At 46.6% G+C, this 26,194-nt stretch carries 23 protein-coding genes; 14 read left to right on the top strand and 9 right to left on the bottom strand.

The genetic code is table 11. The features are described 5' to 3' along the window. Positions 1-15 precede the first annotated feature (15 nt). Together LQ567_RS11755 and LQ567_RS11750 are read left to right on the top strand one after the other, a co-directional pair. Positions 16-633 carry a phosphatase PAP2 family protein gene (locus LQ567_RS11755; protein ID WP_231004703.1) on the top strand — a complete coding sequence of 206 codons (618 nt, stop codon included), beginning with the start codon at positions 16-18 and terminating at the stop codon, positions 631-633. Further along, entirely contained in the window at positions 633-1,928 is a 1,296-nt protein-coding gene (locus LQ567_RS11750; RefSeq protein WP_262909596.1) for a hemolysin family protein, read from the top strand. The genes LQ567_RS11755 and LQ567_RS11750 overlap by 1 nt, the downstream gene beginning before the upstream one ends. A gap of 206 nt (positions 1,929-2,134) precedes the next feature. Here LQ567_RS11750 and uvrC read toward each other — a convergent pair whose 3' ends face one another. From uvrC to gpmI, 3 genes are all read right to left on the bottom strand, one after another. Further along, the gene (gene uvrC / locus LQ567_RS11745) at positions 2,135-3,934 is read right to left on the bottom strand and encodes an excinuclease ABC subunit UvrC (protein WP_231004701.1); all 1,800 of its coding nucleotides are present in this window, start codon (positions 3,932-3,934) and stop codon (positions 2,135-2,137) included. An 81-nt stretch (positions 3,935-4,015) separates the two neighbouring features. Then, positions 4,016-4,546 carry a YcxB family protein gene (locus tag LQ567_RS26270; RefSeq protein WP_394800369.1) on the bottom strand — a complete coding sequence of 177 codons (531 nt, stop codon included), beginning with the start codon at positions 4,544-4,546 and terminating at the stop codon, positions 4,016-4,018. A 99-nt stretch (positions 4,547-4,645) separates the two neighbouring features. Continuing rightward, a complete protein-coding gene (gene gpmI, locus LQ567_RS11740; protein ID WP_231004700.1) occupies positions 4,646-6,181 on the bottom strand; it encodes a 2,3-bisphosphoglycerate-independent phosphoglycerate mutase in 1,536 nt (511 codons plus the stop codon). A gap of 213 nt (positions 6,182-6,394) precedes the next feature. Here gpmI and LQ567_RS11735 point away from each other — a divergent pair, with 213 nt between their 5' ends. From LQ567_RS11735 to LQ567_RS11725, 3 genes are all read left to right on the top strand, one after another. Then, on the top strand, positions 6,395-6,787 hold the full coding sequence (locus LQ567_RS11735) for a DUF4783 domain-containing protein (RefSeq protein WP_231004699.1): 393 nt from the start codon (positions 6,395-6,397) through the stop codon (positions 6,785-6,787). Between the two features lie 65 nt (positions 6,788-6,852). Beyond that, on the top strand, positions 6,853-7,710 hold the full coding sequence (nadC, locus tag LQ567_RS11730) for a carboxylating nicotinate-nucleotide diphosphorylase (protein WP_231004698.1): 858 nt from the start codon (positions 6,853-6,855) through the stop codon (positions 7,708-7,710). 240 nt (positions 7,711-7,950) lie between these two features. Further along, complete coding sequence (locus LQ567_RS11725) at positions 7,951-8,295, top strand: translation initiation factor (RefSeq protein ID WP_231004697.1); 345 nt, start codon at positions 7,951-7,953, stop codon at positions 8,293-8,295. Between the two features lie 377 nt (positions 8,296-8,672). On the opposite strand, the gene LQ567_RS11720 is transcribed toward LQ567_RS11725, so the two are convergent. From LQ567_RS11720 to LQ567_RS11710, 3 genes are all read right to left on the bottom strand, one after another. Next, positions 8,673-9,266 carry a rhodanese-like domain-containing protein gene (locus LQ567_RS11720; RefSeq protein WP_231004696.1) on the bottom strand — a complete coding sequence of 198 codons (594 nt, stop codon included), beginning with the start codon at positions 9,264-9,266 and terminating at the stop codon, positions 8,673-8,675. Positions 9,267-9,500: 234 nt separating this feature from the next. Next, positions 9,501-12,443 carry a M16 family metallopeptidase gene (locus LQ567_RS11715; RefSeq protein WP_231004695.1) on the bottom strand — a complete coding sequence of 981 codons (2,943 nt, stop codon included), beginning with the start codon at positions 12,441-12,443 and terminating at the stop codon, positions 9,501-9,503. A gap of 266 nt (positions 12,444-12,709) precedes the next feature. Then, positions 12,710-13,294, bottom strand: a complete 585-nt coding sequence (locus tag LQ567_RS11710; protein WP_231004694.1) for a GNAT family N-acetyltransferase — start codon at positions 13,292-13,294, stop codon at positions 12,710-12,712. Between the two features lie 216 nt (positions 13,295-13,510). On the opposite strand from LQ567_RS11710, the gene LQ567_RS11705 reads away from it, so the two are divergent. The 5 genes from LQ567_RS11705 to LQ567_RS11690 all read left to right on the top strand — a co-directional run bounded on the left by LQ567_RS11705 (position 13,511) and on the right by LQ567_RS11690 (position 18,530). Further along, positions 13,511-14,224: a LytR/AlgR family response regulator transcription factor gene (locus LQ567_RS11705; protein ID WP_231004693.1), complete on the top strand. Its 714-nt coding sequence runs from the start codon at positions 13,511-13,513 to the stop codon at positions 14,222-14,224. Then, positions 14,221-16,335, top strand: coding sequence for a tetratricopeptide repeat-containing sensor histidine kinase (locus LQ567_RS11700; RefSeq protein ID WP_231004692.1), 2,115 nt, complete (start codon positions 14,221-14,223; stop codon positions 16,333-16,335). Before LQ567_RS11705 ends, LQ567_RS11700 begins: the two co-directional genes overlap by 4 nt. 321 nt (positions 16,336-16,656) lie before the next feature. Then, positions 16,657-16,782, top strand: a complete 126-nt coding sequence (locus LQ567_RS26030) for a hypothetical protein (protein WP_262909595.1) — start codon at positions 16,657-16,659, stop codon at positions 16,780-16,782. Between the two features lie 169 nt (positions 16,783-16,951). Next, a complete protein-coding gene (locus tag LQ567_RS11695; RefSeq protein ID WP_231004691.1) occupies positions 16,952-17,515 on the top strand; it encodes a hypothetical protein in 564 nt (187 codons plus the stop codon). A 247-nt stretch (positions 17,516-17,762) separates the two neighbouring features. After that, positions 17,763-18,530 (top strand): hypothetical protein, encoded by a 768-nt coding sequence (locus LQ567_RS11690; RefSeq protein WP_231004690.1) that lies wholly within the window; start codon positions 17,763-17,765, stop codon positions 18,528-18,530. Between the two features lie 28 nt (positions 18,531-18,558). Here LQ567_RS11690 and LQ567_RS11685 read toward each other — a convergent pair whose 3' ends face one another. From LQ567_RS11685 to aspS, 3 genes are all read right to left on the bottom strand, one after another. Further along, a complete protein-coding gene (locus LQ567_RS11685) occupies positions 18,559-19,452 on the bottom strand; it encodes an alpha/beta hydrolase (protein ID WP_231004689.1) in 894 nt (297 codons plus the stop codon). 72 nt (positions 19,453-19,524) lie between these two features. Beyond that, complete coding sequence (locus LQ567_RS11680; protein ID WP_231004688.1) at positions 19,525-19,872, bottom strand: hypothetical protein; 348 nt, start codon at positions 19,870-19,872, stop codon at positions 19,525-19,527. A gap of 140 nt (positions 19,873-20,012) precedes the next feature. Next, a complete protein-coding gene (gene aspS / locus LQ567_RS11675) occupies positions 20,013-21,839 on the bottom strand; it encodes an aspartate--tRNA ligase (protein WP_231004687.1) in 1,827 nt (608 codons plus the stop codon). A gap of 389 nt (positions 21,840-22,228) precedes the next feature. On the opposite strand from aspS, the gene deoC reads away from it, so the two are divergent. The 4 genes from deoC to LQ567_RS11655 all read left to right on the top strand — a co-directional run bounded on the left by deoC (position 22,229) and on the right by LQ567_RS11655 (position 26,193). Further along, positions 22,229-22,897, top strand: coding sequence for a deoxyribose-phosphate aldolase (gene deoC / locus LQ567_RS11670; protein ID WP_231004686.1), 669 nt, complete (start codon positions 22,229-22,231; stop codon positions 22,895-22,897). A 375-nt stretch (positions 22,898-23,272) separates the two neighbouring features. Then, positions 23,273-23,650 carry a response regulator transcription factor gene (locus LQ567_RS11665; protein WP_231004685.1) on the top strand — a complete coding sequence of 126 codons (378 nt, stop codon included), beginning with the start codon at positions 23,273-23,275 and terminating at the stop codon, positions 23,648-23,650. 27 nt (positions 23,651-23,677) lie between these two features. Beyond that, positions 23,678-24,772, top strand: coding sequence for a HEAT repeat domain-containing protein (locus LQ567_RS11660; protein ID WP_231004684.1), 1,095 nt, complete (start codon positions 23,678-23,680; stop codon positions 24,770-24,772). Next, positions 24,769-26,193 carry a glycosyltransferase family 2 protein gene (locus tag LQ567_RS11655; protein WP_231004683.1) on the top strand — a complete coding sequence of 475 codons (1,425 nt, stop codon included), beginning with the start codon at positions 24,769-24,771 and terminating at the stop codon, positions 26,191-26,193. The genes LQ567_RS11660 and LQ567_RS11655 overlap by 4 nt, the downstream gene beginning before the upstream one ends. The last annotated feature ends 1 nt before the right edge of the window (position 26,194 follow it).

Genomic DNA, 26,194 nt, shown 5'->3' with positions numbered 1-26,194 from the left:
TGTTAAATTTGTCCAATGACCTCATTTTTATACATCCCGTTCCCGGATTGGCTGGTAAAGGCCGATCGATGGCTGTTTGAGCTGATCAATATAAAAAGCGCCGGCCCGGTTCTGGATACGGTGTTCCCGCTTTTTCGGAATCCATATCTATGGGGGCCGCTTTACCTGTTTGTAGTGGCGTTTGTACTGATCAATTTTAAAAAGCAAGGGGGGATCTGGTTGCTGCTGTTCCTTTGTACGGCTGCCAGTACCGATTTGATCGGTGCACATTTGTTTAAAAATATTTTTGAGCGGCTGCGGCCCTGCAATGACCCGGAAATGGAAGGCCATGTACGGATGGTGCTGGGACGTTGTTCCGGCGGCTTTAGTTTTGTGTCTAACCATGCCATCAATCATTTTGGCATCAGCATGTTCTTTTTTACAACATTCCGGCGTTTTTTCCCATATACCTGGGTTCCATTGGTGTGGGCGGGTATGATCGGCCTGGCGCAGGTATACGTGGGCGTACATTATCCGTTGGACGTTTTGGCGGGGGCAACCCTGGGAATTTTAATTGGGCTGTTTTGGGCAAACTTATTTAATAAAAGGATCGGATTTCATATCTTCGATAAGGAATCAACCGAAATAAATTAATGGAAGTATTCATAATAGCCTTATTGATTTTACTCAATGGACTATTCTCAATGGCAGAAATAGCTCTCGTATCAGCCAGGAAAGCAAGATTAGAAGCACAGGCAAATAAAGGCGATAAACGCGCGGAGGCAGCACTGAAACTGGCCAATCACCCCGATGTATTTTTATCTACCGTTCAGATCGGTATCACCCTTATTGGTATCTTAACCGGTATCTATTCCGGGGATAAAATCACGGGACATATTGCGTCCTTTATGGAACAGTTTCCGGCGGTGGCACCCTACAGCAAGGGTATTGCTACGACTACCGTAGTGATCATTATCACGTATTTTACACTGATTTTTGGAGAGCTGGTGCCTAAACGCATCGGACTTTCACGCCCTGAAAAAATAGCCAAATTCGTGGCGCAGCCGATGCGATGGGTTTCGCTGATCACGTATCCGTTTATCTGGTTACTTACAAAATCGAGTGGGTTGATCGGGAAGCTTTTTAATATTAAAAGCGAGAACAACCAGGTTACCGAGGAGGAGATCAAGGCCATTATCAGTGAAGGCACCGAACAGGGTACACTGGAAGAAACCGAGCAGGAGATCATTGAACGGGTATTTCACCTGAGCGACCGGAATATTACCTCGCTGATGACCCACCGCAGTGATATCGTATGGTTTAAGGTAGATGATACGGAGGAAATGATCCGTGAAAAGATATTGAAAGAGCCGCATTCCATTTACCCGATCTGTGATGAGGAAATTGATAATATCAAAGGAGTGATCTCTTTAAAGGACCTGTATACGAATAAGGATACCGTTCCATTTAAAGAACTGATGCGCCCGGCGCTTTTTGTACCGGAAAACAATACGGCATTCCGGGTAATGGAAAAGTTTAAGGAATCCCAGTTACATTCCTGCTTTATTGTGGATGAATACGGAAGTGTACTGGGTATGATCACGCTCAATGATATCCTGGAAGCCATTATCGGCGATATGCCGGAAGAAGACCAGGACGACTATGAAATTATCCGCAGGGAGGATGACTCCTTCCTGGTAGATGCGCAGATCCCGTTCTATGATTTCCTTTCCTATTTCGATAAAGCCGAGTGGATGAACGAAGGCGAACAGGAATTTGATACCCTGGCGGGATTTATCCTGCACCGGGTGAAACAGATCCCGTCAACCGGTGATAAACTCGACTGGAACGGATTCGATTTTGAGATCATTGATATGGACGGTCACCGGATTGACAAGGTGCTGGTGCATATCAGTGAAGAGCTGCGCGAAGAAATGGATGAGGATTAGGGAGCTGTTTCAGGTTCAACGTTCAATGTTTCAGGTTGGGTTTTCGTTTAGGACTTGAGAGAAATGCTCCATTTTCCGATCTCTTGTCTTTTACAGCGGTAAGATTATTGAGCACCCGTATCTCCAGGTTTAGAATAATATTTTCATTGGATCGGTTATATTCCTGAAGGGGATTTTCAAATGCCCACATGCACATATCGGTGCATCTAAGATGCAAAATGATCGATCACCAGCTGTGCCTTCGCCTTGCCGATTACGGCGGTCAGTTCGTCCAGCGACTGTTCCCGGACGTTTTTTACCGACCGGAATGCTTTTAAGAGTTCCTCTGCTGTATTTTTTCCGATGCCTTTTATAGATTCCAGTTCGTTCTTAAACGTGCCTTTGCTTCTTTTTTGCCGGTGAAAGGTAATGCCAAAGCGGTGCACCTGGTCGCGGATAAACCGGATCAGTTTCAGGCTGGCGCTGTTGTAGGGCAGTTTCAGCGAATCCTTATCTCCCGCAAAAAAGATCTCTTCCACATTCTTCGCCAATCCAACCAATGTAATACTGCCCTGCAGTTCCAGTGCTTCAATAGCTTCCAGCGCGGCGCTCAATTGGCCCTTTCCGCCGTCAATGATCACTAACTGCGGCAGGGGTTCACCTTCTTCCGTAAGGCGCCGGTAACGCCGGTAAACCGCTTCCTTCATGCTGGCGAAGTCATTAATGCCTTCCACGGTTTTTACATTAAAGTGGCGGTAATCTTTTTTGCTGGGTACGCCGTTCTTAAAGCAAACCATCGCCGACACAGGGTAGCTGCCCTGGAAATTCGAGTTATCAAAGCACTCAATATGAACGGGGAGCTCCTGAAGCTGTAGATCGATCTGTAACTGCTCCAGTACTTTTACATGGTCTACATTCCGGTTGATCTTTATGCGTTCCTTATTCTTTAGTTCTTCAATAAAATAGCCGGCATTCTTTTCTGAAAGTTCCAGCAGCTTTTTGCGGTCTCCGGCCTTGGGTACCACAACTTCAACATTGGCCTCCGGGTAATCGATCTCAAAAGGTACTACGATTTCTGGTACATGACTGTTGAAGGTCATGCGCAGCTGGCTGATGGCATATACCAGGATTTCTTCCACGGGCTCGTCCAGGTGGGTTTCCAGTTTGTTGGTTTGTGTTTGCACCACAGTTCCGTTCCGGATCATCAGGTAGTTAACATAGGCGATCGATTGGTCTTTAATGATAGAGAACACATCTTTATCGCCGCCTTTAATGCCCGTGATCACCGATTTGGACTGATAATAATCCTCCAGGTATTCGATCTTTTTGCGTACCTGCTCTGCTTTCTCAAACGCCAGGGCTTCGGCATAGGTCTTCATCTCTTCTTTGAAATGACGGATCACCGGCCGCAGGTTGCCTTTCAGCAGATCGCGTATCTGCCCGATATTTTCATCATAGTCTGCACGGGTCTGTAATCCCTCGCAGGGGCCTTTACAGTTGCCCAGGTGGTATTCCAGGCAAACCTTGAATTTCCCCTTTTCGATATTTTTCTGGGTGAGATTAAGGCTGCAGGTACGCATCGGGATGGTACGCTTAATAAACTCCAGCAGTTCCCGCACCTTAAACACAGAAGTATAGGGGCCCAGGTATTCCGATCCGTCATCTACCGGTTGCCTTGTGAGGTAAATGCGTGGAAAGGGTTCGTTTTTGATCACGATATAAGGATAGGATTTACTATCCTTCAGGTTGATGTTGTACTTGGGCTGAAACTGTTTGATTAGTGAGTTTTCCAGGAAGAAGGCATCCGGCTCGCTGTTTACAATGGTAAACTCCAGGTGATGTATGCGCTGTACCAGCTCATGGGTTTTGTAATTGGTAAAGGTTTTATTAAAATAGGAGCTTACCCGCTTGCGCAGGTCCTTTGCCTTCCCCACATAAAGGATCTTCCCGGTTTCATCAAAATACTTATAGATGCCCGGCTGATGCGGAATGGTAGATGCAATATTTGAAAACTGTTCCTGTGTCAATTGTTGCTAAAGGTGTTTGGAAACGTACAAAATTAGCCGGTAAATGTTATTTTAAAAAATGTCATTGGAGGAGGCCGTTAATTAAGCGATGCGTTCTTTCAGAAAAGATCTGAAGGCAATGACCTCCTGTGGCGTTTTTAATATGTGTTTGGGAATAATAATGCCGCTGTTTACATGAACAAACAGGAAAAAATACAGCTCGGTTTCCGCCAGGCATTCAAAAGCAGACCAACGTGTTTCCGATTTGGTGGAATCTGTTATTGTTACAAGTGTTTCGTCAAGAAATATCAGGGTCCTGCTCCCTGTAAGATCTGTGTTTTTTCCTCTTTTGAGCAGCTTCTTCGCTTGTTTTTTTAAATACCATTGATCCAGCGGTTTTCGAAAAATTAAGAGGCAGAGGACAAATAAAATAAACAGAAAATCGCTCCATTGATATCGGTGAACGTCGAATCCTTTAAATACCAGAACCAGGCCAATTCCAAATAACAGCGGCCACCAGGTTTTTAGAAACCTTTTTTTCCTGTGAACGGAGCTTTTCAGATAGTAATAGACGTACAAGGCTGCAACGTCTTCTTCAGTTTGTTCATAGGTTATTTGAAAATGGGGGTTCATTGTAGATATAAGCTGTTAGTTGTAAAATAAAAAGAGGCTGCATCAAAAGTCTTCACGTCTTTGACCCAGCCTCCTGAACGATTTCCGGATGCATTCATGTTATACCTTATCCACCAGTATATCCCCGGTCATTTCCTTCGGTATCGGCAATTTCATAAATGTAAGAATGGTTGGTGCAATATCGCCCAGTTTGCCTTCTTTTATCGTGCCCTTCCAGTTGTTGTCGATAATGAACAGGGGAACGGGGTTCATGCTGTGCGCGGTATTCGGACTGCCATCTTCATTCACCAGGTAATCCGAGTTGCCATGATCGGCGGTGAGGAAGATCACATAATCCTGTTTCAACGCTTCGGTTACGATCTGCCCGACGCATTGATCCACCGTTTCCACGGCTTTTACAGCTGCAGAAAATACACCGGTATGGCCCACCATATCTGCATTTGCAAAGTTCAGGCAAATAAAGTCAGCTGTTTTATTATGAATTTCCGGAAGAATGGCTTCGGTAAGTTCCCGGGCACTCATCTCCGGCTGCAGGTCATAAGTGGCTACCTTGGGAGAAGGCTTTAAGATACGGCGCTCTCCTTCAAAAGGTTTTTCGCGCCCGCCGCTGAAAAAGAAGGTCACGTGCGGGTATTTTTCCGTTTCAGCCATACGGATCTGTTTCAGATGGTTGGCTTCGATCACTTCGCCGATGGTTTGGGTAAGATCTTCGTTGTAAAACAAAACATGTACATTTTTAAACGAATGATCGTACACGGTCATGGTGGTATAATCCAGGTCCAGTGTATGCATTTGCTGCTCGGGATGATCCTGCTGGGTCAGCACTTCAGTAATCTCCCGGCAACGGTCTGTACGGAAGTTGAAGCAAAGGACCACATCCCCGTTTTTAATGGTGGCTACGGGCTGGTTTTCCGCATTGATGATCACGGTAGGTTTAATGAATTCATCCGTGATGTTGTTGGCATAACTGTTTTGAACTGCTTCAATAGCCGATGCAGCGGTTTCGCCCCTGCCATTTACCATCGCTTCATAAGCCAGCGCTACACGCTCCCAACGCTTATCCCGGTCCATGGCGTAATAACGGCCATCTACGGTTGCAATCCGGCCCACACCGGTCTGATCCAGGTGTTGCTGCAGGTCTTCAATAAATCCAAGTCCGCTTTTAGGATCGGTATCCCTTCCGTCTGTAAATGCATGAATATAGACTTCCTGCAGACCGTTATCCTTACAAATGTTTATTAGTGCTTTGAGGTGATTGATATGCGAGTGCACGCCGCCATCACTTACCAGTCCTAACAGGTGCAGCGGTTTACTGTTTCCTTTAGCATGCGTAAGCGCACGCAGCAAGGCTTTATTGGTCGCCAGCTCACCGGTTTTAATGGCCACGTTAATGCGCTGAAGCTCCTGATATACAATGCGTCCGGCTCCCAGGTTGAGGTGGCCTACTTCAGAATTACCCATTTGCCCTTCCGGTAATCCTACCAATTCACCAAAAGTGGTGAGTGTGGTGTTGGGGTATTTACTGTATAGTGAGTTGGTAAAAGGCACGTTAGCATTCTGGATGGCATCTGCGGATGCAACTTTCCCGAGTCCCCAGCCGTCCATTATTAGTAAAATTGCTCTTTTTTGTGACATTGAACTTGCTTTTAGTTAAAAATTAGAAGCCGCGGAATCAGAAGGATACCGGGTACTGCGGCCGAAGCCGTAAAATTAAAAAGAATGTTTGAAGAATAAGTGACTAAAAAGAGTTCTATTTACATACATTTTCATGAAAGGAGGGCGAAGCATGTTTTTTTAATATATTCGTACCACCTTGAACAACGGATCATAACAAAAATGATGAATACAATGAAACATTTTTTACGATTGTCCTTAATTGCTTTTGCAACCAGCTTACTGATCACCGGTTTGCACGCGCAGAGCGTGGATGGTGTGATTACCAGTCTTAAAACCGGCAATGCTGCCCAACTGGTAGCCAATGTTGGTGAAAATATGGAATTAAAGATCGCCGATAAAAGCAATACCTATAGCAAATCGCAGGCAGAGCAGGCTTTGAAAGACTTTTTTGGCAAGAATGCGGTAAAAGGATTTGAGCTGAAACACAAAGGCAGTTCTCCAAATGGTAACTATGCCATCGGAACCTTGCAAACCGCCGGTGGAAATTACCGGGTAAACATCTTTATGCGCAAAGAAAAAAGCGGGGAAGTGATTAAGGAACTGCGCTTTCAGCTGATTGAATAAGAATTCTGTGAAAATTTAGTGATAAAACGGCCTCTCCTAATGAGAGGCTGTTTATTTTTACAGCTATGGACGTATTTCAGGAAAAACTTGAACACCTGATCCGGGAGGCACTTCAGGAGGATATCGGATCCGGGGATTATTCTACTTTATGTTGTATAGACCCGGCTACGAAGGGAAGCGCTGCGTTGAAAGTAAAACAGGAAGGCATACTGGCCGGACTGCAGGTGGCGGAAAAGATCTTAAAATTTAAAGAGCCGGACAGTGTGGTAACCTGTTTCATGCATGATGGCGCTGCCATGAAGCCGGGGGATATTGCTTTTGAAGTAAAGGCACTGGAACATACCATTCTTCAATGTGAGCGGTTGCTGCTGAACTGCATGCAACGCATGAGCGGTATTGCCACGCTTACAAAAAAATATACCGACAAGTTACAGGGCTATCGAACAAGACTGCTGGACACCCGTAAAACAACACCGAATTTCCGGTTACTGGAAAAAGAAGCCGTGCGCATCGGCGGCGGTGTGAATCACCGGTTTGGTTTGTATGATATGATCATGCTGAAAGACAATCATATTGATTATGCCGGAGGGATTAAAAATGCTATTGAAAAAGCATATGCTTATGTGCAGCAAAACCAGTTGCCGATACAGATCGAAGTTGAAACCCGCACATTGGAAGACGTAAAAACGGTTATGGATGTGGGGCAGGGAAAAGTATTCCGGGTGATGCTGGATAATTTTACACCTGCACAGATAACAGCGGCGCTTTCCATTATCGACGGGGCTTTTGAAACAGAGGCCAGCGGCGGTATTCATTTGGATACGATCGAATCCTATGCAGCCACCGGTGTTGATTTTGTGAGTGTGGGCGGATTGATTCATCAGGCACAAAGTCTTGACCTGAGTTTGAAGGCGGTGATATAAGTTTCAGGTTTAATGTTCAACGTTTCAGGTTGGGCGTGTATTCTGCCTGATATTGGTAACCATTGATGTGGTATAAGCTAAACAATCTTAAACGTCTCATAGGACAGATCTGAAACAATATGCAGTAGTCAGCAGTTCGCTATCAGTTATCAGCCATTAGCCATTAAAGCGGCAATATCCAATTTTAACCGGGAACTCAATTTAAAACATTGAACCTGGAACTTTAAACAAAAGAAAAAAGTGGCAAAGAATAAATCAGATCAGCACGGGTTTGTATACAGTACCAATCCCGATTTTAAATTTGATCAGGACGCAGGGAACCAGGAAACCCTGCCACCGGCACAGCAACGGCTGCGGATACAGCTGGAAACCAAACACCGGGGTGGTAAAACGGCCAGCGTGATCCTGGGATTTATTGGGACCGACGACGACCTGCAGGAGCTTGCGAAGAAGCTGAAGTCATTTTGCGGAACGGGTGGCAATGCTAAGGATGGGGAAATCATCATCCAGGGAGATCACCGGGACAAGCTGCTTCAATGGTTTCAGAAGAACGGCTATACCCAGGTGAAGAAAAGCGGCGGATAGCCCGGGGAAAATGCAGCATATCCAATTTAAAATGTAGCGGTATTGCTTCGCCCGTAATGGCTTTCCCCTGCAGGGAGCGCTCCGGGTTCAACGTTCCAGGTTTGTTTTTGTTTCTGCTGATGTGAGATGTTCCACTGCGATCTTTTTCAGAAAATGAGATTATTGAGCCGTAACGGCAGCTTACTTTTACATTTACTATTTTATAGGCAATGTCCTTTCGTTAAGGTCGCAGATGTGCAGATCTGGTACAGACTTTATAATAATACTCAAAAATATTGCGGCGACGGTGCTGCAGCCGCCATCGGGGTATCTGCGGCAATGATAAAAAAAGCACCTAATTAAACGATATTGATTTTACATTCCCCGCAGCGGTTTTCTTATCGTTTCGACATTAACGTAACACCGGCCGGCGGTAGTTCGGGTTGCGGAACCTCCGTTCCCTCAAACCTGAGCCTGGGATCGCTGATATTTACCAGCTCGGAGAGCTCATAAACGTTGCGGTATCCGTATCCGTACAGGTTAATATAGGTTGGAATATTTAATGCCAGTGTAATGGGTTTACTTTTTTTGAGTGCTGCCGCCGGAACCACTGCCTTTGTGGCAAAAGACTGCTGATCTCCATCGAAATTATTATTGCAATAGATCAATACCCTTGTATCGAAGGAAGGGATGACTTTGGCCAGATTCGCCTGCGTAAAATCGGCGAAATTCAAATGAAGGGCGCCCTTGATATGTTTGCGGTTGTACATTTCATCAGATCGGGTATCGAGGATCACTACCCCGTTCTCCTTACTTAATTTTAAAAATGCATCCAGGGACACCAATCTTTTTTTCCGGTGCTCTTTTACATCCTTTACAAGCTGCGCAAAAGCATCATAGTCTACCTTCGCCTTTGGAACAGCAGATTGCGCATACAGCATACCGGAGATCAGGAGCGGGCAGATCAGAAGCAATAAGCGGCCTGGTTTCATTGTTATTGTTTTTTACAGGATGAAATTAACTATTTTCCGGTTGCATCGGAAAAATAGCCGGTCACTCAATGCCGATAGCAGTACTGAAGCTGAAGGGTGCGACGCAAGTAAAGCGGATAGGAGTGCAACAGACGGGTAAGCCATAACCCCATTCCTTAAACACCTGCGCCGGTTTTTAAAAGGACAAAAAAAACCGGGACGATCGCCCGGCTTTTTTAAGAATGTGATGCATGATCAATACCCAAAGATTTCTTCGAGGGTGAGGGTTTTTACCTGCCCGATCTTTTGAAGGTCTTCCATCTTTACTTTTTTATCGGAGGCCAGTACACAATAGGTGTATGGCTTGCCCGACAATTCCTGCTGGTGGAAGGTCTGTATATCGCTAAAGCTCACTTTGCCCAGCTGATCATATTTTTGTTTGCGAATGTCATAATCCAGCCCTTTGCGTTGAGCTGCCAGGTAGCTGAAGAGGATGCCGTCATCGGTGATACGGTCGGTTTCCAGGTCGTTTTTCAGACTGGCCTTGGCACTTTCAAAGCTTTTATCGGATCTGGGTAAGGTAGTGATAAGCTCATTCATACCGGCAACTGCGTCATTCATTTTGTCGGCCTGGCTTCCTACGTAACCCATAAAGCTATAGCTGTCTTCTTTTTTGGCCGGGGTCAGGTACAAGGCGTAGGTAGAGTAGGCCAGCGCTTTTGATTCCCGGATGGTTTGGAAAACAATGCCGCCCATACCACCTCCGAAATAGTTATTGAACACATCTACCGTCAGCTCTTTTGCGGGCGTGTACGAATCGGTATTGCGTACCCACCGGATCTCCGACTGTACCATGTCATAATTGGTAAACAGCACCTGGTTGGCGGTTTGAGACGTGCGGCTAAACGTGCGTCCTTCGGGGTATGCATTGAACCGGGCGGGTGTCTGATGCAGGGTACTTATTTTCCTGGATGCATCGGCTATTGCAGCGGGGCCGAAATACATAACGGTATGCTTATAACCATTCAGCTGATGGAGCGCATCGACCAGGGTTTTGCTGTCGAGACTTTTCAGCTCTTCATCGGTAAGGGTATAATTAAAGGGGTTTTTATCGCCGTAAGCGGCGTAGGCGTTTAAGCCCTGCATGATGGAGCTTTTGTCCAGTTTACGGTTGGCTCTTGCTTTAGCCAGTCTTCCCTTTAATGCACTCAGGGCGGCATCATCGGCCTTGCAGTTTAACAGCAGGTCCTCAAAAAGGCGCACCGCTTTTTCAAAATTCTCCTGCAGTCCGCTGATGGTAACCGTTGTATTTTCCGTACCCACATTTACAGAATAGTTACAGGCGATATTGTAAAAGGCTTTGTTGATGGCTTCCGCTGTACTTTTATCCGTGCCAATATAGGAAAGATAATTGGCGGCAACCGGCAGGATCTTGTTGTTCCAGGATCCCATGTCGAACCGGTAGTACAGGCTGAAGAGCTCATTTTCCTTATTGGGAACATACAGCAATTCGGCATTGCCCGCTTTGCCTTTCTGGATGGCTTTGTTATAGTCGATCCAAAGCGGCTTTACCGGTGTGGCCGGCAGGGCATTCACTTTTTTTACATAGTCGGATTCGAGGTTGTCGTTGGTAGCCACGGGTGTGATCGCCGGCTTTTCTACTTTTACAATGCTCTTGTCTTCGCCTTTGCGTTTATAAATAACGGTATAGTTATCGTCTTTAAAGAACTTGTTGGCAAAATCCACCACGTCTTTTTTGGTGATCTTTGAAAGTGCCTGCAGGTAGGATACATTTTTGATCCAGCCTTCACCTTTATTGGCAATAAAAGACTGCATCAGCTGGCTCGCCCGGTTGTCGTTGCTGGAAAGCCCGCGGATCTCATCCAATTTATAATTGGCAATAATGGCTTTTAAAAGATTATCGTCAAAAGTACCTTTACGGATGATATCGATCTGCTCGAACAACAGGTCTTTTACATTTTCAAGCGATTGATCCTGCTTGGCGGTGGCATAAATATCAAAGACCCCGTAATCTTTGTACTGTCTTAAATAGGCGCCACCCGAAAGGATCTTCTGCTGCTGGTTCAGGTTGAGGTCAATTAAGCCGGCCTTTCCGTTTGCAAGGATGGAGGAAAGGAGGTCGGCCATCATCGCTTCCCGGCTGCCTTCGGGTCCACCGCGGAAACCGATCTGCACATTCTCTGCACTGGGTCCAAGGATTTCGGTTACCACCGGGCCTTTTATTTCAGGCTCCGGCGCATGCTCATAGCTGCTTACTGGCCTGGGCTGCATATAGGCAAACTGCTGGTTGATCTGTTTGATAGCGGCCTCGGTATTGAAATCCCCCGACAGGATAATGGCGATATTATTGGGTACATAATACTTATTAAAGTATTCCCGGATGGCTTTCAGGGACGGGTTTTTTAAATGCTCAATAGTACCGATAGTTGTTTGCTGTCCGTAATTGGAGGTTGGAAACAGGTTGCGGTGCATGGCTTCCATAACCTTCCAGGCGTCATTGTCCATTGTACGGTTCTTTTCCTCGTAAACGGCTTCCAGCTCGGTATGGAAGATCCGGAAAACGGGGTCACGGAAGCGGTCGGCCTGTACTTTCAGGAATTTGTTCAGTGATGTAGACGGGATGTTTTCCTCGTAAACGGTTTCCTCTACCCAGGTATGTGCATTGGTGCCCTGGGAGCCCATGGTGGCCATCAGCTTCGTATACTCATTGGCAATGGAAATTTTGGCCGCCTCCCCTGATACCTGGTCGATGGTTTTGTAAATGGCCCTGCGTTTTGCTGTATCGGTAGTAGTATTGTACTCTTCGTATAAGGATTCGATCTGATCCAGGTAGGGCTTTTCTTTTGCAAAATTAGTCGTACCCATTTCGCCGGTTCCTTTAAACAACAGGTGCTCCAGGTAATGCGCCAGCCCGGTATGGTCTTTTGGGTCGGTATTGCTTCCGGCTCTTACGGCGATCTTCGCAGTGATCCTTGGTTCTTTTTTATTTTCCGTGAGGATAACCGTTAACCCGTTTTTCAAGGTATAAAAACGGGTTTTCATGGGGTCGTTACTTACATATTTGTAAGGAATGCCATCGGTGGTGCCCGCAGCCCACTGGTAATTCTTTTGCTGTGCCTTTGTATGAAGGCCGAGCAGCATGGCGGCGGCTGCACAAGCAATTAATTTTAACTTCATAGTAATGTATTGAGATCGTTTCTGTAAAAATAGTAAAATGCCCGTTCCGGTTCGAATATTTTTAAAATGACTGGCAGGTAATGGCGGTTTATTCGATTTTTTCTAAAAGCATCGCCGGCTCGCGTTCCCGGCCGGTATTGGCCAACACCTAAAGGCGCGGTTGTTCTTTTGCATGGGTAAAACTGTAAGGGACATTGTAAAAAACGGCTTAAGAAAGAAAACCCATAAGTAAGAAAAGAACCAACCTGCGGGGGCACCCCGCTTTTTTATGGCCCATAGGGGAGGCTGTCCGGAGCCTGCCGCGACAGGTGAAGTGGATTTTGAAGCCCGAAAAGACAACAGGTCACCTCATCGCCCGGAAGCCGGATGGTACCCGTTGGTTTCAGCCCCAGCTTCATCAGGAGCTTTTGGGAGGAGGCATTGTTGGGGGTAGTGATGGCAAAGATCTGCTCCAGGTGAAAGGTGTTGAACCCTGCTTCGAGGATTGTTTGGGCTGCTTCAAATGCATAGCCTTTGTGCTCGAACCTTGGCAGGAAGGCAAAGCCGATGTCTGGCGCCGGCAATACGGCCCTCCGGTAAAGTCCGCAGGTACCCATTTTTTTCTGGTCCGTTTTACGGATCACCGTAAAGCTGCCGAAACCCAGCTGATCCTGCTGTGGTTTGATCCGCTGTAAAATATAGTTGCGGGCTTTTTCAACCGAAGTGATGTCGCGGTTGCCGATGTATTTGAGCCATTTGGGGGCATTCATCAGATAAAAAAGAAAGGGCGCGTCCGCCTCGTTGGTAGGACGCAGCAACAGCCGTTCTGTTTCAAATGTGATCGTTGCGTTTAAGCAGTGTTCTTTGTTCATTGCTGTATCAAATGTAATTAAAAATGATGGTGGTAGGCGCGCCGCCGGTATAAAATACCGTTTATGGGGGGATAGCGCCTCATATGCGCTACAGGTTTGTTTTGCTGCGGCTGGTTTTATTTCGGAGGTATGGGAGCGGAAGTACGGGCCATACGCTGGCTGGCAGGCCCGGGGGACTTCCGTAAATAGATTATCTTTGAGTACATTAACTTGTTTATGACAGAAGGTTTTCAGTTTGCTGTATTGGAAGATGACCTGGTTGACCAGCTGGTGTTTCGCGAATATATAGCTGCTTACCCGGCGCTGAAACCTTGTGGCTATTTTACCGATTCGTCGGAAGGACTGGCTTTTATAAAAGCGCACCCTCCGGATATTGCGTTCCTGGATATTGATATGCCCGGGCTTAACGGCATTGATATTATCGCCCAGGTAAAAGACCGGGTGCCGGCCTGTGTTTTTATTACTTCGCATGCGGAATTTGCACTGGATGGCTTTAAACATGCTGCATTGGATTATATTCTAAAACCGCTTACAGCAGAGCGGCTGGCCGTATGTATCCGCAAGATCAACGAATACCTGGAGATCCGGAAAAAGGCTGCGGCCTATGAAGTACTGGTGGAAAAAGAAAGCCTGGTGATTAAGGATGGCCACCGCCATATCAAACTGCCGCAGCATGATATTATTTACCTGGAAGCGATGCAGGATTATACCAAAGTGGTAACCGAGCACAAAAATTATATGACGCTTGCTACCTTTACCGGGCTGCTGGAACGGCTTCCGGGGAAAAAGTTTCTGCGGGTGCACCGGAGTTATGCTGTTGCGGTACAGAAGGTACGGGAACAGCATGCGGATAAACTGGTTTGTGGAAATACGGAAATACCCATTGGCAAAACATACCGGCCGATTGTATCACAAATGAAATTATATTGATACCCAAACTGCTTTTTACAGGTTTCTTACTGCTTGCATGGTCGGTTGCGGGGGCGCAGGTGGCTATTCCGGCGCTTAGCCAGTTCAAAACGAAGAAAGAGCAATTGCAGCGCATTGCTGAAATGTGCGATTCATTAAATGTGGTTGAGGAATACCGGCAGGCGCAGGCATTGGCGCGTGAAACCCTTGCCCTGATTGAACCGGGAGACGATGCGCGACAATCCCTGTTCAATTTCTATATTGGTGTTGGCTACCAGGGCGTGCAGGCTGATTCAGCGATTTTCTATTATGAAAAATCACTCCGTTATGCACGTCTTGCCCGGAACAATAAGCGGATTGTAAATGCATTGCGTGAGCTGATGTATCTGTATAATTATACGGATGGCTATACCACGGAGCGGGATAAAACGGCTGCGGAGTTAAACCGGGTGATCGATACGACCACCAATGCTTCGCTGAAAAACGAATGTTATATAAAGCTGGCCGATTATTATGGCGTGATCGGCTGGCGGGAGCAGGAGCTAAATTACCGGCTTCAGGTGCTTGGATTGGTGAAAACAGAAATGGAGCAGGGACGCTATAAGGACACCGGTGTTGACTCTGTTAATGTAGGCGTTGCCTATTTTAATATCGGTGACCTGTATGAAAAAATGGATCATTACACCAAGGCTCTGGAATTTTACCGCCAGGCCCGCCCCTTGCTGTGGAACTATAAAGCCGGTATCTGTGCCTATTTCAAGGGTATGAGCACCTCTTATATAAGACTGGGCGATACAAGCCGTGCTGCGCAGTATTCAGATTCATTAGAAAATATGGTGCAGCGCACCTATAACATTACTGATGGATGGTCTGTATTGTTCAATACCTATCTCTCCAACGCAGAATATTACCTTGACCGGCAAAATATCGCGACGGCTATGCCATACCTTGCAGCGGCAGAAAAACTGATCGGCAGTAAAATAACAGATGCCCTGGAAACCGGATCCTTTAATTATATGATGGGCCGGGCCCTATCCGTTCAAAAAAAATACAGCGCTGCATTGCCGTACCTGGTGAAGGCAGAAACGGTAAAGCAGGGTTTGAGTGCCGATCTGTATGCCAAAGTGTTAAGAGCGCTGGCCGACTGTTACCAGGGAATGGGAAAGTGGCAGGATGCCGATCTGTATTATGCAAAATACCTGCCGCTTCGTGATTCACTGGATGCCCGGGCCGCAAAGCAAAGTATGGCCAATGCGGAAGCCCGCTTTCAGAATAAAGAAAAGGCAAAGGAAATAGAAACCCAGAAAGCAGCGCTGTCTTTTGCGCAGCAGCAGCGTTGGTGGCTGATGGGCGGCATCGGCGCTCTTTTGCTGTTGGCCGGAATGTTGTTTTTGTTTTACCGGAACAAGAAACGGAATGCCGATGCATTGGAAACGCTGAATGCAGCGCTGGAAGCGGCCAATAAAACAAAGGCCAAATTGTTTGGCATCATCAGTCACGACCTGCGAAGTCCCATTAACCAGGTATACCAGTTTTTGAAATTGCAACAGCTCAATCCCGATGCGCTAAGTGAGGATCAAAAAGCGGCGTTGAACAGCAAAATTCAAAGTGCCACCGGGTCTCTTTTGGAAACGATGGAAGACCTGTTGCTGTGGAGTAAAACACAAATGAATGCTTTTGAGGCGCAATTGCAGCCGGTCAATATAACAGCGGTTGTGGGCGATTGTCAACGCCTGTTGCAGCTGAACAGCGATGCCCGGAACCTTGTATATAAAACCGAGATGCCTGAAACATTGCTCGTGCAAACCGATGCCAACTATTTGCAAACGATCATCCGGAACCTCTTGCAAAATGCTATTAAAGCCGCGCCCGATGGTACCGTAATACAAATTGAGGCAAAACAGGCGCATGATAAAACGGAGCTGGTGATCAAAAACCAGGGCGCGCCATTTACACAACAGCAATACGAACAACTGATCAGCCAGGAACAAAGTGCTGCATCGCTGTCTGGCCTGGGTTTAAGACTGGTAGATGAACTGAGCCAGAAGATCCATGTTAAGGTGTCTTTTCATTATGACGGAGTGTATACCTGGTCTTGCCTGGAGTTTGAATTGAACGATCCGGGAATTTGAAAATATAGGACTGAGCCCGCATGCCTGAAATCGGACGCAAGATAAAGCGCCCCCCGGAGCACTTTAAATATCGGTGAAATAGAAAATGTAAAAGCCAGGATTTCTATTACCGGGTTAATCATCTTTCCTCAACGGCAGGTATTGAATGCAAAAGTGATGCCCTGTTATTGCTTTCTAATTTGTTCCTCTAGTGAAAGACATATTTATGTCACGAGTACTTAATGCCAGGAATCTGATGTCTGAAATCTGACGTCTGACATCTCCTTACGCTACATTTCCGTTCATCGATTATTTGCCGCCGTCCATCGGTAAAATTTCCAAATGGCTGCTGCGGTATTTTATTTTGGTATTGATCGTTTGATGCAAAATAAAAGAAGTAAAATGATGCGAATGGAAATGGCTTTGGTCCTGCTGCTGGTCATTGTTGAGCTTTCCTGTAAAGGATAAGCATACGCCGTCCTCCAGGAGTGTATGTATGCATAAATGTAGCTCGGTCTATGGTGCGTATATGAAGCTATGATTTCCTGATTTGCGCGGATCATATGCAGCGGGGTTTCAATGATGATAGCCGGGGATTCTTTCACAATAAAAATCAACTACTATAAAAAATCAAACAATGAAGCAAACCATTTTTCCTGCACTCGTTTTTTCCTTGTTGCTGGTATCCTGCGGCAACAGCAATATGGATAAGAAGGCCGATCATACAGTAAAGGAAGCCGCTGCAGCCAGCGGAATTGAAACCGGCAGTGATGCAGATAAACCCGGCCGGTTTAGCGTTGATGGAAAAGAAGTCCATGCAGCGGTTACCACCCAGTATTTTGGCAATGATAAAGAGCGGTCCGGTTTTTCTGTATTATGTCAGCATAATGAGGGCGATGCCACAAATCCTAACTTCCAGCTGTTACAGGTTACGTTTGTGAATGAAAAAGATGCCACTACCAATCCTGCTTTAAAGATCTATGATGGCGGCAGTACGCTCCCTATGACGGAGCCGGAACCGGGTATTGTGGCCGTGGCGTTAAGCGGCATCGGAGCAGGCTTTAATAACGAGGAATTTACGGGCAGCAAAAAATCTACCGGAACGATTACGGTGGCTGACAGAGCGGTAACGATTAAAGACCTGGTCCTTTTTACACAAAGCGGCGAAAAGAAAACCGTGAATGCAGTGCTGCCGTTTTAGACAACAGCCGTTATATACCGGTGCAAATGCATTGCGGGAGCATGTCTGGTACCCTGGTGTCTAAAATGTAGCGCTAAAACGATCTGCGATCTTTTGACACTGACTGATCGCTCATATCCGAAAGTTCAACATCCATATACCTGCTGATTTTCTTTTATCGATTTTTTGCTTCCGTTCGTCGGTTGGTTTTGTATACCGGCCATGCTGCCTGGTATTTTTGTTTCAATAAAATTAAAACCATCTGGAAATGAAAAAACTATTTACCGTACTGCTGCTGGCTGCTGTTTTGCCCGCCTGCAACAAGGACAAAGATGCCAAAGCCGTACCCGATAAAACCTACCTGTTAAAAAAACGCAGCCATGTGCAGGGCAGTTCATCATGGAGCATTGAATATACCTTCGATGCTAATGGAAAAATAACCCAGTCGATATCCAGAGGGGATCTGAGTAATTATGTATTAACAGCACAGTGGGATAATAGCGGGAGGATTGTCCGGGCCGACTTTGACAACGCGTCTTATGGCTACAGAACCTATACATATGATGCAAACGGAAATCTTTCCCGGGCTAATTTGTATAGTCTGCCCAGCGGTGCACTCTATACCTATACCATTTATAGCTTCACCGCTACAGGTTATGAAGCGGCCCGTTACAATTCATCGGGTACACTCACCGGGAAAGAGGTGTATCAATTTACGGCCGACAAAAAGGATATCGCGTTACAAAAGAGTTATGATGCATCCGGAACACAAACACAGGAGAAAACCTTTACCTATACCAGTAAAAGAAGCGAGTATGATGTAGCGCCCGAACGGACAATGCAAGTATTGAGTGCCGGCTTTTGCAGCCAGCATGCCATAGCAGGCGTAACAACCAAAACCCTGCCTTCGGGCACCAGCTATTCTGAAACCCGTACACAATTATATAATACCGGCGGGTATGCCACGGGCTCCAAAGCGGTATATAGCAACGGGCTGTCCAACCTGGAAAATAGCTTTGAGCTGATTGAACAGTGATTTAAAAATACAGCAATGTAAATACAACTTACTGCACATTTGCCGTAAGGAAACTTTGAGCCTTGTTCAGGCAATCATACCAGATCGCAGGGTCTGACCAGCCATGCGTTTGGTTGGCATAATAAACGAACTGGTTTTTAGCACCCACACTGTTGAGCCTGGCTTCCAGCGTATAGGACTGTTCTTTGGGAACCACATCATCCAAACCACCATGAAAAATAATGGTAGGGGGCGATTGAGCCGTTACGTAGTTAATAGGGCTGCTGTCATGATACATGGTTGCGTTGCTGGTGGGGGTGCCACTCAGTAATAAGTTGATCAGGAATGCTTCACCGGGGTCGGAACTGGTATAGGAATTGTACAAAGCGGCCATATCATTGGGACCGAAAAGATCGATCACCGCTTTGGGTTTGATAGTGCCATTATTCTTATACCCCTGCAACAATGCCAGTTGTGCCCCGGCACTGGCGCCGGCAAATACCCATTTGTCGGAAATTGTAAAGGTCTGCCGCCGGTCGTAAATATACTGGATGGCCGTTTTGATATCTTCTTCCTGGGCCGGGAATTTATTTTTTACGGAAATGCCGTTGAGGCTGGCCAGCCGGTAATTTAGGTTAAAGATCGCCCAATCCGGCAGGCGTCTTCTTAGGGAGTCAATTAACGGGGCATGGGCTTCATCTGCCTTATCGCCCTCAGCCCATGCGCCGCCATGTATAAAAATAAACACTTTGGTGGTGGCTGTGGACCGGTTTGCGGGCAGGTAAATATCCATCCGCTGCAGGTTGTCGCCACCATAGGCAACGTCCTTTAGCGTTTGGGCCTCCGTGGTAACCTTGGGCTCATCCGGTTTAAAATCATCGTCCTTGTTACAGGCTGTGATAAAGATGGATAAACAAAGCGTGTATAAAAGAATCCGTTTCATTATGGTGGGTTTAATGTTAAGGTGAATGGTCAATAATGATTGATAAGGGTATTTTTGGCGTTGATCCATCGCTCAGCCGGGCATTTGCGGATGCTCATTACTTTGTTGGGAGTCATCAAGGAACTGATATGTTTGTGCCACAGGCTTAAGAATATTGATGATCAGCATTAAAAAAGTAATGGCAAAAACCGTATAAACCAGCAAAGACAGGGCACCCAATAATTGCATGACCCGTGCCTTTTCACCGAAATCGCCCCGGAATGAAATCGACTGATAGATTTGAAACTGGCCGATGATGAAGCAGGCGAGATAACTGAAAAAAAGGAGTATGCTGAGTGTGTTCTTTTTCCGGACCAGGTAATAAAACAGGCTTCCTAAAATGATCAGCTGTGGTATATTCCCGGGTAATGTTTGCAGCATGGTTCGATATTTGGTCTTAAAAGTACAAAAAAGCGGCAGAACGGGGCTATTAAAGGTTGTAATAAAAAAGACCGGCAGTGATTCCGTATCAGGGATCGCTGCCGGTCCGGAAAATATCCTTTTAAAAAGCTACCGGTCAATTATTTCAGCTCCAGGCGGATGCTAAGCTCATCCAGCTGTTTGTTGTCGATGGTCGCCGGGGCATCCAGCATGATATCCCTGCCGCTGTTATTTTTAGGAAAGGCGATAAAATCGCGGATGCTTTCGCTGCCGCCGAGGATGGAACACAACCGGTCGAATCCAAAGGCAATACCGCCATGCGGGGGGGCGCCATATTCAAATGCGCCCAGGAGGAACCCGAATTTATGCTGTTGTTCGGCATCATCCATACCCAAGGCTTCAAACATTTTTTGCTGCAGTTCTTTCTGGTAGATCCGGATGCTGCCGCCTCCGATTTCGTTCCCGTTCAGGATCATATCATAGGCATTGGCCTTGATATGCGCGTAAGGATGTTTGAGGTATTCTGCTGGATTTTCAATTTTCGGGTTATTGCCGATCATGGTTTCAATATCCGATGGTTTGGGTGAGGTGAACGGGTGGTGCCGCGCTACCCAGCGATTCTCTTCCTCTGCATATTCAAATAGCGGGAAATCGAGTACCCACAGCAATTTAAATTCGTTCTCCTTGCGCAGTCCCAGCCGTTTGCCCATTTCAAGACGCAGCTCGCTCATGGCTTTGCGGGTACGTTCTTCAGCGCCGGCAAGTACCAGGATCAGGTCGCCCGGCTGGGCACCTGTTGCTGCTGCAATGGCTTTTAACCGGTCTTCGCTGTAAAATTTATCTACGCTGCTTTTGAAACTGCCATCGGCATTGCATTTGATAAATACCAGGCCCTTCATCCCGATCTGGGGACGTTTTACCCATTCTGTAAGCTCATCCGTTTGCTTGCGGGTATATTCGCTGCAGCCCGGTACGGCAATGGCCAGCACGGTTTCCGCATCGTCAAACACGCCAAAACCGGCGTCTGCGATCAGGTGACTGTTGTTTGGTTTTCCACCAAATACATGGGAGGGATATTTCAGGTTCAGCAGTTGCATGCCAAAACGGATATCGGGTTTATCATTGCCGTATTGCCACATTGCTTCTTCCCAGCTCATGCGTTCCACGGTTTCTGTGTAGTCGATCCCTTTTACGGCTTTGAAAATATGCTTGATCAGGCGCTCGAACATATGGAGAATGTCTTCCTGCTCTACAAAGGCCATTTCACAGTCGATCTGGGTGAATTCCGGCTGGCGGTCTGCGCGCAGATCCTCATCCCGGAAACATTTTACGATCTGGTAATACCGGTCGTACCCGCTTACCATCAGCAATTGCTTAAAGGTTTGGGGCGACTGCGGCAGGGCATAAAATTCGCCGGGATTCATACGGGAGGGTACCACAAAGTCACGTGCGCCTTCCGGTGTGGATTTGATCAGGAACGGGGTTTCGATATCCATAAAACCCTGCTCGTGCAGGTAATTGCGGGTGGCGCGGTTTACGGCATACCGTAATTCCAGGTTTTTCTTTACCGCATTACGCCGTAGATCCAGGAAACGGTATTTCATCCGCAGGTCATCTCCGCCATCGGTATCATCCTGGATGGTAAAGGGAGGGGTAATGCTTTTATTCAGCACGGAAAAGCGATCCACCAGGATCTCGATATCTCCCGTGGGGATATTTTTATTTTTATTGCTGCGCTCGCTCACCTTACCGGTGATCTGCAGCACAAATTCCCGGCCCAGGGGGTTGGCATCCAGCTGGCTGTTCAGCGCTTCAGAAAACAGCAACTGGGTAATGCCATAACGGTCGCGGAGATCTACAAAGGTAATACTGCCAAACTTACGAACGGTTTGTACCCATCCCGCCAGGGTCACTTCCTTATTAACATCTGCGATTCTTAGTTCACCGCAGGTTTGTGTACGAAACATGCTTCAAAATTTCCGCAAAGATAAGGGCTGGGGGGTGGTTTCGCGCCGGACCTTTGAGGTTTAAAGTTCCATCTGCCAGCCTTGACAGGCTTTAGAATCGGGAATGGAGTATCCGGATTCAGCATCGGGAACCAATGTCGTTTAGTTAGGGCCGCAGATGCGCAGATCTGGTACCGGCTTTTACAAGAGGTAAAAATATCGCGGCGAAAGCGTCGCGGGCGCAATCAGTGCCGCTGCGGCAATTATAAAAAAATGCTTAAGTATAGGATATTGCTTTGGGAATTGAGATTGGATTCCGGTTCCGGGATTTGAACCGGAATACTAAAAGCTGGCCGCTGAAGGCTCAATGCTGCCGGAAATCAGTAGGTTTGCACTCTAAAACAACAACAATGGACATCGCTAAATACATCGATCATACCATTCTGAAACCTACCACCCTGGTAAGTGATATTGAAAAACTTTGCAGTGAGGCCAAACAATATGGTTTTGCGGCCGTTTGTGTGCCGCCTCCCTTTGTTAAAAAGGCAAAGGCGCTGCTGGAAGGATCAGAGGTGAAAACAGCCACAGTGATCGGGTTTCCGTTTGGCTATTCGGCCATTGAAGCAAAGCTGGCGGAAGTGCTGCTGGCCCTGGTAGACGGGGTGGATGAACTGGATATTGTGATCAACCTCATTGCGTTAAAGAATAACGACTGGCAATACCTGGCCAACGAAATTAACCACCTGATGCCGGTGATTAAAGAAAAGGGCAAAGTGATCAAGATCATTATTGAAAGCGGTGTACTAACCGATGATGAAATCATAAAATGCTGCGAATTGTATGGCGCTGCCGGTATCGATTACCTAAAAACCTCAACGGGTTATGCGGAAAAAGGCGCCAGCGTACACGCTGTACAGTTATTTAAGGAACACCTGCCCCCACATGTACAAATAAAAGCGAGCGGTGGTATCCGGGACTATGCTTTTGCAAAAGAACTGGTAGATGCCGGCGCCACACGCCTGGGCTGCAGTGCCGGAGTGGCTATTGTAAACGGAGAGAAAGGCAGCGGAAATTATTAGTGTGCACCTCGTTTAAGGCGTATGCGCATTAAACACTAGCAGATCGCTGAAATATACTTACACCTCCCCGGGTTTTAGCATCCGGCTGCGGCCTTTATCCGGCCCCTAGCTGCCCAGTTACTATGGACTGATAGATGCGGCGCGCCAACCGTTAAAGTACATGGATCTGCGAGCGTTTTTCTAAACCCTGAATGATATTGCTGCCTTCAGAAGTATAAGGTTTCCTTTGTTCAAGTAAAGCGGGTTTTGTTTATCTTTGTTTTCATAGTTATTACCCAGTAACGGCCCTTTAAATTGTTACCTCGGTACTGGCTTCTTTATTATTGTTATCACATATCGCGCATTGGTTTTGTTTATATTCAGAAAAACTAAACTATGAAAATTTTACTTGTTGAAGATGCAACAGCATTGTTGCGTGCCATTGAACTGAAATTGAAAAAGATCGGGTACGAAGTGTACCCCTGTGCAGATGGCCGCCAGGCACTGGAGGAGCTTGAGTCCTTTACGCCCGACCTGGTGATCACGGATATCATGTTGCCCTTTGTATCGGGCCTGGAAGTGTTAAATGCCGCAAAGGCAAAAAATAAAAGGACGCCGGTAATCGTATTTTCTGCCATGGGGCAGGAAAATGCAGTGGAAGAAGCCTTTTTGCTGGGGGCGGATGATTACGTGGTAAAACCCTTTGGACTGAAAGAGCTGGAAATGCGAATCAAAAGGTTACTGGGAGCACTTAACGCCGACATACAATCCTGATGTTCCGGTACCGATTTTTATTTTTTAATGACATTGTCTTTGCTTTCAATATTCGACCTCTTTAAACCTGGTTTTTTTTATGCAACGGCGGCGGTCTTTGCCGTTCTTATTGTGTTGTTGCTTGTGCTGATTTACTGGAATCTTTATGAGCGGAAAGTGGCGTTTTTTCAGCCGCAGTCGTTCCGCATGGGGTTTGAACTTTGGGTAAGCAAATGGATCCTGGAGGAGCTGCAGGATATAGATACCATCCGCGTTCCCTCAAAGTTTACCAAACATCTGAAGCGGCCCAATAACCGCCAGTTTGCACTGAATAGTCTTATCGAATTAAAAAAGAGCGTGGCCGGTGCGGTGGGCGACAAAGTGGTGGCCCTGTACCTGGAGCTGGGTTTTAAAGAAGATTCCCTGAAAAAGCTGAACAGTGTTGTATGGCATCAGAAAGTAAAAGGCATTAATGAACTGTCGGTAATGCAGCAGGAAGATATGAATGCCCGGATCTTTAAACTGACCAATAACCGGAATATATACATCCGGAGAGAGGCACAGTCTGCCATGTTCAATTTCTATGGATTTAAAGGGCTGCGGTTCCTCAACGTATTGACCCATGCTATTTCAGACTGGCAGCAGCTGAATTTAATTGAGCAGCTTCGACCGCTGGATCCGGAGCCGATCCCGGGTTTAAGCGGATGGCTGCATTCAGATAATGATACAGTGGTGATCTTTGCTTTAAGACTTGCGGAGATTTATCAATGTTTTGAAGTGCATGCGGATGTGGTGCATTGTTTAACCCATGCGAACGAAGCCGTAAGATCCCAGGCCGCAAAAACGCTGAAAGAGATCGCTGATGATTCTACCGCGGAGATCCTTTGTAAGCAGTATACTGCTGAAACCCTAAGAAACCAGATCGTGGTGTTGAACAGTCTTGCGGTTATTGCCGGCGATGCCCAGCAACCCTTTTTAACGAAAGAGCTGGACAACGAGAATGCATTTTTAAAACTGGGAGCCGCCCGTGTAATTGCAACCTGCTGCAGTAACGGATGGGCCATATTGAGTGCGAAGGCCCAGGAACAGCCATCGCCTTTTCAAAAAATTTATAATCATCTAAGGTTTGAACTGAAAAAATGAATTGGGGGTTCCTGATACTGGAAATATTTGCGTTTGGGATATTTTTATATTCCATTGTACTTTTTGCTTTTTATGTATTTATCGGTGTGTTCTCCATAGGGGAAACCCGTAAGTATATTCATCAGAACCGTGTAACCGATTACCGGAGAATTGCTTCCTCCCTGCATGCACCTTCCGTAAGCATTATTGCACCGGCATATAATGAAGGCCTCACAATTGTAGACAACGTGCGGTCCCTGCTCTCCATTTATTATTATAACCTGGAGGTGATCATTGTAAACGATGGCAGCAAGGACAATAGTTTGCAGAAGCTGATCGACGCCTACCAGCTGGAGAAGATCGACTTTTTTGTTCCGGACCAGATCCCCACAAAAGAGGTAAGGGGGGTATATAAAAGCCGCAACCCTGTGCTGCGGAAGGTTGTGGTAGTGGATAAGGTAAACGGGGGAAAGGCCGACGCCCTGAATGTAGGGGTAAATATTGCCTGTAATGATTATATCATTTGTATTGATGTAGATTGTGTGCTGGAGCAGGATGCCATTTTGAAAATGGTAAAGCCGTTTATGGAAGCCACTACCCAACGGGTGATTGCTTCCGGCGGGGTGATCCGTATTGCAAATTCATCTCTTGTGGAACATGGGAGCCTTGTAAAAGTGAAGCTGCCGAAGGACTATCTTCCGCGCATGCAGACGCTGGAATACATTCGTGCCTTTTTGCTTGGAAGGATGGCCTGGAGCCGGCTCAATGGCCTGTTGCTGATTTCGGGGGCTTTTGGGGCCTTCGATAAGGAGATCGTTATAAAATGCGGCGGTTACAACCGCAATACGGTTGGGGAAGACATGGAGCTGGTAGTGCGGATGCGCCGCTATATGGAAGAGCGGAAAGAGCCATACAAGGTTACCTATATTCCCGATCCCTTGTGCTGGACGGAAGCGCCCGCGTCCTATAAAGTACTGGGAAGGCAGCGGAACCGGTGGATCCGGGGCACCTATGAAACCTTGAAATTTCATAAGGTGATGTTTTTTAATCCACGCTACCGACTGCTGGGGATGGTGAGTTATCCCTACTGGTTCTTTTTTGAACTGCTGGCACCGGTTATCGAATTCCTCGGATTTATCGCCTTCCTGGTGATGGTGTTTGCCGGACTTGTAGACTGGGAACTCTTCTTTGCGCTGTTTGCAGTAGTAATCGGGTTCAATTACCTGTACTCTGTATTTGCGGTTTATATGGAGGTGAAAACCTACAACCAGTACCGGCGGAAAACCGATATCGCAAAATTGTTGCTGACCAGCTTAAGTGAGCCGTTTAATTTTCATCCGTTTGTAGTATGGAGCAGCATTCGCGGACTTGTGGATATTTTGAGGAACCAGCATAGCTGGGGCGATATGGCCCGGGAGGGATTTGATAAAAAGAAAGCATAAG

The sequence above is a fragment of the Niabella pedocola genome, assembly GCF_021044425.1.
Classification (GTDB): Bacteria; Bacteroidota; Bacteroidia; order Chitinophagales; family Chitinophagaceae; genus Niabella; species Niabella pedocola.
The sequence above is the reverse complement of the archived record's forward strand: the minus strand, read 5'-3'. Positions and strand labels throughout refer to the sequence as shown.

Excerpts from the sequence above, each read along its gene's own strand:
- LQ567_RS11755 (WP_231004703.1), top strand. The coding sequence starts at position 16 with ATGACCTCATTTTTATACATCCCGTTCCCGGATTGGCTGGTAAAGGCC.
- LQ567_RS11750 (WP_262909596.1), top strand. The coding sequence starts at position 633 with ATGGAAGTATTCATAATAGCCTTATTGATTTTACTCAATGGACTATTC.
- LQ567_RS26270 (WP_394800369.1), bottom strand. The coding sequence starts at position 4,546 with ATGAACCCCCATTTTCAAATAACCTATGAACAAACTGAAGAAGACGTT.
- gpmI (WP_231004700.1), bottom strand. The coding sequence starts at position 6,181 with ATGTCACAAAAAAGAGCAATTTTACTAATAATGGACGGCTGGGGACTC.
- LQ567_RS11735 (WP_231004699.1), top strand. The coding sequence starts at position 6,395 with ATGAAACATTTTTTACGATTGTCCTTAATTGCTTTTGCAACCAGCTTA.
- nadC (WP_231004698.1), top strand. The coding sequence starts at position 6,853 with ATGGACGTATTTCAGGAAAAACTTGAACACCTGATCCGGGAGGCACTT.
- LQ567_RS11720 (WP_231004696.1), bottom strand. The coding sequence starts at position 9,266 with ATGAAACCAGGCCGCTTATTGCTTCTGATCTGCCCGCTCCTGATCTCC.
- LQ567_RS11715 (WP_231004695.1), bottom strand. The coding sequence starts at position 12,443 with ATGAAGTTAAAATTAATTGCTTGTGCAGCCGCCGCCATGCTGCTCGGC.
- LQ567_RS11710 (WP_231004694.1), bottom strand. The coding sequence starts at position 13,294 with ATGAACAAAGAACACTGCTTAAACGCAACGATCACATTTGAAACAGAA.
- LQ567_RS11705 (WP_231004693.1), top strand. The coding sequence starts at position 13,511 with ATGACAGAAGGTTTTCAGTTTGCTGTATTGGAAGATGACCTGGTTGAC.
- LQ567_RS26030 (WP_262909595.1), top strand. The coding sequence starts at position 16,657 with ATGGCTGCTGCGGTATTTTATTTTGGTATTGATCGTTTGATGCAAAAT.
- LQ567_RS11695 (WP_231004691.1), top strand. The coding sequence starts at position 16,952 with ATGAAGCAAACCATTTTTCCTGCACTCGTTTTTTCCTTGTTGCTGGTA.
- LQ567_RS11690 (WP_231004690.1), top strand. The coding sequence starts at position 17,763 with ATGAAAAAACTATTTACCGTACTGCTGCTGGCTGCTGTTTTGCCCGCC.
- LQ567_RS11685 (WP_231004689.1), bottom strand. The coding sequence starts at position 19,452 with ATGAAACGGATTCTTTTATACACGCTTTGTTTATCCATCTTTATCACA.
- LQ567_RS11680 (WP_231004688.1), bottom strand. The coding sequence starts at position 19,872 with ATGCTGCAAACATTACCCGGGAATATACCACAGCTGATCATTTTAGGA.
- aspS (WP_231004687.1), bottom strand. The coding sequence starts at position 21,839 with ATGTTTCGTACACAAACCTGCGGTGAACTAAGAATCGCAGATGTTAAT.
- deoC (WP_231004686.1), top strand. The coding sequence starts at position 22,229 with ATGGACATCGCTAAATACATCGATCATACCATTCTGAAACCTACCACC.
- LQ567_RS11665 (WP_231004685.1), top strand. The coding sequence starts at position 23,273 with ATGAAAATTTTACTTGTTGAAGATGCAACAGCATTGTTGCGTGCCATT.
- LQ567_RS11660 (WP_231004684.1), top strand. The coding sequence starts at position 23,678 with ATGACATTGTCTTTGCTTTCAATATTCGACCTCTTTAAACCTGGTTTT.
- LQ567_RS11655 (WP_231004683.1), top strand. The coding sequence starts at position 24,769 with ATGAATTGGGGGTTCCTGATACTGGAAATATTTGCGTTTGGGATATTT.